At 58.0% G+C, this 5,559-nt stretch carries 4 protein-coding genes and 2 pseudogenes; 4 read left to right on the forward strand and 2 right to left on the reverse strand.

The window, feature by feature from the left end:
- Positions 1 to 1,247 precede the first annotated feature (1,247 nt).
- The 3 genes and pseudogenes from tnpC to QCM77_RS45275 all read left to right on the forward strand — a co-directional run.
- Positions 1,248 to 1,892: an IS66 family transposase gene (gene tnpC / locus QCM77_RS45265; protein WP_280097055.1), complete on the forward strand. Its 645-nt coding sequence runs from the start codon at positions 1,248 to 1,250 to the stop codon at positions 1,890 to 1,892.
- A gap of 44 nt (positions 1,893 to 1,936) precedes the next feature.
- Positions 1,937 to 2,296: pseudogene (locus QCM77_RS45270) on the forward strand (UPF0149 family protein); the annotation flags it as partial.
- A gap of 247 nt (positions 2,297 to 2,543) precedes the next feature.
- Positions 2,544 to 2,726: pseudogene (locus QCM77_RS45275) on the forward strand (IS701 family transposase); the annotation flags it as partial.
- Between the two features lie 458 nt (positions 2,727 to 3,184).
- Here the strand turns inward: QCM77_RS45275 and QCM77_RS45280 are convergent.
- Entirely contained in the window at positions 3,185 to 3,568 is a 384-nt protein-coding gene (locus QCM77_RS45280) for a hypothetical protein (RefSeq protein WP_280097056.1), read from the reverse strand.
- A gap of 444 nt (positions 3,569 to 4,012) precedes the next feature.
- On the opposite strand from QCM77_RS45280, the gene QCM77_RS45285 reads away from it, so the two are divergent.
- The gene (locus tag QCM77_RS45285; RefSeq protein ID WP_280097057.1) at positions 4,013 to 4,432 is read left to right on the forward strand and encodes an SET domain-containing protein-lysine N-methyltransferase; all 420 of its coding nucleotides are present in this window, start codon (positions 4,013 to 4,015) and stop codon (positions 4,430 to 4,432) included.
- A gap of 286 nt (positions 4,433 to 4,718) precedes the next feature.
- On the opposite strand, the gene QCM77_RS45290 is transcribed toward QCM77_RS45285, so the two are convergent.
- Positions 4,719 to 5,486 carry a plasmid pRiA4b ORF-3 family protein gene (locus QCM77_RS45290; protein WP_280097058.1) on the reverse strand — a complete coding sequence of 256 codons (768 nt, stop codon included), beginning with the start codon at positions 5,484 to 5,486 and terminating at the stop codon, positions 4,719 to 4,721.
- Positions 5,487 to 5,559 lie beyond the last annotated feature (73 nt).

A 5,559-nucleotide genomic window follows, 5' to 3' on the forward strand; every position in this document is an offset into this window, starting at 1 on the left:
TGCCAAAACTCGTTCTTGGTGTGACATTCAACGACGGGATCGAGGTCATCGCCAAGCCGACCGACCGTCAGCCCATAACCGCCGCCGCCTGACCGGCCCGGCCGTCACCAAAATTTGGCGATAGCTCTTGACCAAAGCGCAAGTTCTTGCATTAGAACGCGAGCCCATCTGCAAGCTCCGGACTAGGAGATAATACAGATCCCACGCTCCACGCGCCGCGTTTTTGGCCAGCGTTCACGCGGGCTGCCAGAGACTTAAGTACTGCCGGGTCGTGATGGCGAAAATGACGGCGAAAGAATGAGGCCGCTTTCAAGATGGCCAAATTGGTTCCTCAACTCCTCGCCAGTTCGCCAGATAAGCCAATCATCGCCGACAACGTTATATTCTACCAGACGTATTGTCGCCCCGCCGGGTTCCTGATGCGCGTATCCGTATTGTGCAACAAGGCCCTTCTCCACTGACCAGCCCGCTACCAACCCGCATAAAAAGTCGGGAGCCCACATCGCAAAAGAGAGACCCTGTATTATTCGCGCCATGATCTTGGACAAGCCCTGTCCTCTGAGGTCGCTGCGGAGCCAGAAATCTCCGTGATAGGCTACCTTACCGGTCATCCTCTTCGCGCTCGGTGCTGTGCAAGTACAGCGGTCCTGAGGATGCGCGTGTTTGCTGGGGTCGGCGTAAAATGCATTCAAGGATTCTAAATGCTCTGCGAAGTTGCTGTGTAAGAGATCATACAGTCGGTGCGCCGTTAGGAGCGCAACGTTGTTTTGTTTGTCGAGGCCTACGATCCAATACCCCTCGCCGGACTTGATAGGCGAGCGATCTGGCCGGAAATTGGGATATGTGGGCCTCTTTGTTGGAGTGGCCCGTGCAATCGAGACATACTCATGGAAGTCGAATCCTATCAGAAGCCTGATGCCTTTTTGGGCGGTGGCGTCATCATATACGTGAAGGAAGCGCATCGCGTGCAACGGATTAAGTACGCTCGTCATTGCTTAATATTGTCCTATCGTGATGAGCTGGATCATAGGCTGTGCTACGAGTTTACGAATTGATGATACACTAGTCGCTATGAATCGGAGCACTACCTACTCTGGTGGGGAATAATGTATTTGAAGGAAACCACGTTGGCACGCATCAGCATTGAATAGGAATACGACTTTTCGGTTGGTGGGTGGAGACACGGCGGGCTTGTCGGCTCGGCGCAGGAGCTTCCATTCCCAGGGCAGCAGTTTATCGCCGGACAGGTGGATGGTTATGCTGCCTACAAGGCGCTCGCCCGCAATCATGGAGGCGCGATCCAGCTCGCTTTTTGTCTCGCCCACGCTCGACGCAAATTCGTCGAGGTGTTCAGAACGACCCAGTCGCCGTTCGCGCGCGAGATGATCGAACGCCTGCAGGCGGTCTATGCCATCGAGGCGAAGATCTGCGGCAGCACTGCCGAGCAGCGGCTGGCCGTCCGCTGCACCAGGAGCGCATCGTTGATGGCGGCGCTCAAGGCGCGACTGACCGTGATTGTCGACCAGCTCTTCTCCCAGTCGAAGCTGGCGGAGGCCATCAACTACGCGCTCAATCACTGGAACGGGCTGACGCTGTTCCTCCGCGACGGCCGCGTCGAGGTCGACAGCAATACGGTCGAGCGTTCAATGCGCCCGATTGCCATGGGAAGACGCAACTCGTTATTCAGCGGCAGCTGGGGCGGCGCCGAGAGCTGGGCAATCCTGGCGTCGATCGTGAACACGGCAAAGCTCCATGAGCTCGATCCGCAGGCCTACCTCGCCGACGTGCTGGAGCGCATCGTGTCCGGGCGAACCAAGAGCCATCAGCTGCACGAACTGCTCGCCTGGAACTGGAAGGCGGCGCACCAGCGCACCGCACAGGTCCCCGCATGAGCCCGCGTCGTCACAAGGCTTCGTCGTCGATGGCGGCCGCCGCGATGCCCCTTGCGGAGCTCGATCGGTGGCTGCAGGCTCGCGTCGATCGGCATCCTGCCGCCACCAGCATCCCCATGCTCGACGGTTATGTCGCCGCGATCGTGGCCGGACCGGTGTCGATGAGTCCGCTCGACTGGATCTGTCCGCTGCTCGCCATCGATGCCGATGCTTTCAACCACGGCGACACCCCGGAGTTCGCGGCGCTCTCCGCCGTCGCGCTGCGCAATAACGACATCAGCAACGTCCTTACGACCGCGCCCGACCAGTTCGAGCCGATGCATCGGCGCAAACCCAATGGCGACGTCGATCCGCGACTCTGGTGTCAGGGATTCTACGCCGCGATGCGGCTCAGGCTGTCGGCGTGGGCGCCGTTGCTGGACGCCGGCAACGTCAATCACGGCCTGGTTCTGCCCATCCTGCTGCACTGTCGCGACGATCAGGGCCATCCACTGCTCGGACTGCCACCGAGGGACCACCCCGAGACCGGCCACTTTCTCCGTAACGCCGATATTCCAGCAGCTGTCGACGCCGCGCCAATACTGGATGCCGATCCGCTACGCACGCGCCCCCTGATCGCCGCAGCCGTGGGAGCTCATACCGGTTACCGACGGACACTACGAAGGGCGCGGATGGCGCGGCTTCCATCATCACGCCACGCTATGCATCGCGGCCTATGGATTCCCGCTCGCCGAACAGGACGAGTCCCCCTCAGGGCCTCGTTCCGCCACGCCGTTCCAGGCACCTTGTTTACCCGAGGATTATCGCCTCAGAGGATCCGCCCGCGCGGCCTGAACGCCACGTCCCGAACTCGATTGCAATCATACGCAGGCTCCTGATCCGATCCGAGGGCTCATCAAAACCTTGCCGCGATCTCCTTGTTGTGGCGGCATCGCAGCACCAAACAAACGACGCTCGTGACGCAGTAAGACTAGCCCATCCTGTTGCAAGCAGCACGCCGGCTGCCTCGTCTGCCTTGCGTCGTCCACTCTTAAGAGTCATCTTGTGGTGGTAGCTATCTTCCTGGGTAGGTATCAGGAACTCTGGGATAGTTTATGTTCGCTACGAGAGTGAAGTGATAGCTGGCAAGAAATGTTCAGTAAAAGACTCGAGTTTCGTACCGGAGAGGCGCGCCCGATCGCCGGATGCCTGTGGCTTGCCTTACCTTCTATTGCGCGGGTATTCTCGTGCCGTTACGGCCACAAGCTGCGGAATCAGGATGATATCGTAAGCGGCACAATCATCACGAAGAATCATTCCACCAGAGCCCGTCCGCAATGGCCTGCCTCGCGCAACTGACGAATGGTCTTGATCTGGCCCAAGGAGTCTGGATTGCGCTTACACTTGATCGTGCAGATACGATGACCAGCAGGGCGTGCGGTGCCTCCGTAAATGCCCAAGCGGCAGTTCGTACATACTTCCGAGAAATGCGACGTGCAGCCGCGTTTGTGGCAGCCGGCCAGAAAATCGGCGGTACCGCAGTTCTTGCTGCCATTCGCCGCGCCATCGGCGCTGGCATTGTCCTTGATCAGGTGGAGGGTGGAGTCGCGCTGTGCCCCGCCGTTGGGCTCGATCACACCCGCATCAACTATGAGCTCGTTGCGTTTCTCGGGAGTCAGATGTGTCTTGTGATGCAAGGTCGGCTTCTTGCCTGCTTCCTTGCGGAAATTGAAGTGGGGGACGCGGCATGCGTGTCGTTTTCGCGCTTATCGCGATTAAAATCGCGTGTGGCACTACGCCAGCTGCTACCGGCCAGGCAATCGCAGGGGCCGGCGATCGCGGCGATACAGCTTATTGAATTCCCAGGCGTGCAGACGGCTCATCAGCCTCTCGTCGGTCCGCGAACGAATCGCGCGCAACGATGGATCTGCTGGGACGGGATTCCAGCCCACCGAATTAGAACATCCTTTCGTGCACTGATCTTCCCCGCCTCACGGCTCAGACAGACTCAAAGAATCACTTCCAACTCTCACGCAAAAACAACTGTCCGTAGCTAGCGGTGAAGTACCCGCCTTTTACGAACGGCCAGTCAGTGACCACTATGGTATCGGCCGGTGCTCAGCGCCGAGAAGGCACAAACAATGATCGATAAGGTCTTCGATTGCAGCAATACTGTGTACATCAAAACTCTGCCACGAAAAGGTCGTGGCGTCTTTGCAAATATTCCATTCAATGTTGGAGATGTAATTGAGCGCGCTCCAACGTGGGGATTTGATGATGCTGCGGCTGAGCTGCTCGATCGTACGGGCATCTTCCAGTACTACTTCGTGCGGAACGATCGTCATCTCCAAGGGGACTCTGTAACAGGGTACGTCGTTTTCGGCTTCATCTCGATAGTGAACCACTCATTTAACCCAAATGCACGAATAGTGTGGGCCGATGATGATTCGGGTACGTGGGCAAGTATTGTGGCAACAAAGGATATAAAGATTGATGAGGAAATAACACACCGCTATACGAATGTCTCTGCTTATCCTGATACTGTCATCTTCATTGACTAAAGTGCAAAGAATACTGACCTGATTGATAAAAGGGGGCCGTATGATAGCTCGGCTATCGAAGAGCACTTCTTCGTCTGGATACCAAACGTCCCGTTCTTCTTGGCCGCCATTTCCGAGGAAATCCTGCTTGAGTAAATCGCGCTTGTCGCAGGACAGGGAATGCGGATGAGCGGCCATCTCAGATGTTATCGTCAAGCGTGACACAGAAGCTGCCTCGGGTGCGAGTTGTTGCCGGTTGTCACTGTGCCTGTCCAGATACTGTGCAGCACGCCAATCTCGATCGGCGTTAACCCGTTCCGTCTATCAGATGGTGCTGACGCCGGAACAGGCCAGCTCCATTCCCCGGAGCCGATGGCGCGCACGCATCGAGCTCCTGTTGACCCTCAGCGGCTCCCGCGATCGCTTGCAGCAGTTCCATCGTAAGCGTAGCTCTGTGGCCCTTTGATTGGCGCTTGCGTCTATTTTGATCGCAGCTTGTGCCGTCGTGGCTTCCAAATTCCGGACAATGCGTTGACGGCGGCCTTGAGCGCCTTCCGGTCGACGACGTCGGGATCGAACTGTTCGGGCCCCCAAAGGCGCATGTGTTCGTGCTCCGGATCGGGGCGCGAATGGCATCGAGGTATTCGGCATAGCCGGGCGCACCGCCGACGTCCTCCGGAGGACAACGACCGGCGGACTCGAGCAAGAGGGGAAGTCCATCTGTCGTGTTGTCAAACCATTTTTCGAGCTTGATCACATGGTCCCAGCTGTCGCCGAAGTCATAGAGATAGTGGATCGTCTTGGCGCCCGTCTCGTGAACGATATCGCAGAGCCGCGCCTTGCGGGCATCGATGGGCTGGGGACCAAAATCCCCATGGGGATCGGGGATACCCCAACGCCCTTCGCCAGCCAGGAACTCAAAGAGATGGCTATTCGTCCAGCCAAGCGCCGCCTGAAGCGTCAGATGCAGCCGATCAAGGCGCAGGCTAACGGGTACGACAAGGCGACGCATCACCTCCGATTTCACGTCCTTGAGAGTCACCTTGATCCGCAAGGCGGTCGTGTTGAGGCTCATGCCGCCAGCCTCAGATCGTGTGCATGCATCGTGTAGGTCGACGACCACGGAAGCAGTTCGTCCAGTCGCGCCG

The sequence above is a fragment of the Bradyrhizobium nivariense genome, assembly GCF_029846695.2.
GTDB lineage: Bacteria > Pseudomonadota > Alphaproteobacteria > Rhizobiales > Xanthobacteraceae > Bradyrhizobium.

Coding starts and splice junctions, on each gene's coding strand:
- QCM77_RS45285 (WP_280097057.1), top strand. CDS start 4,013: ATGATCGATAAGGTCTTCGATTGCAGCAATACTGTGTACATCAAAACT.
- QCM77_RS45290 (WP_280097058.1), bottom strand. CDS start 5,486: ATGAGCCTCAACACGACCGCCTTGCGGATCAAGGTGACTCTCAAGGAC.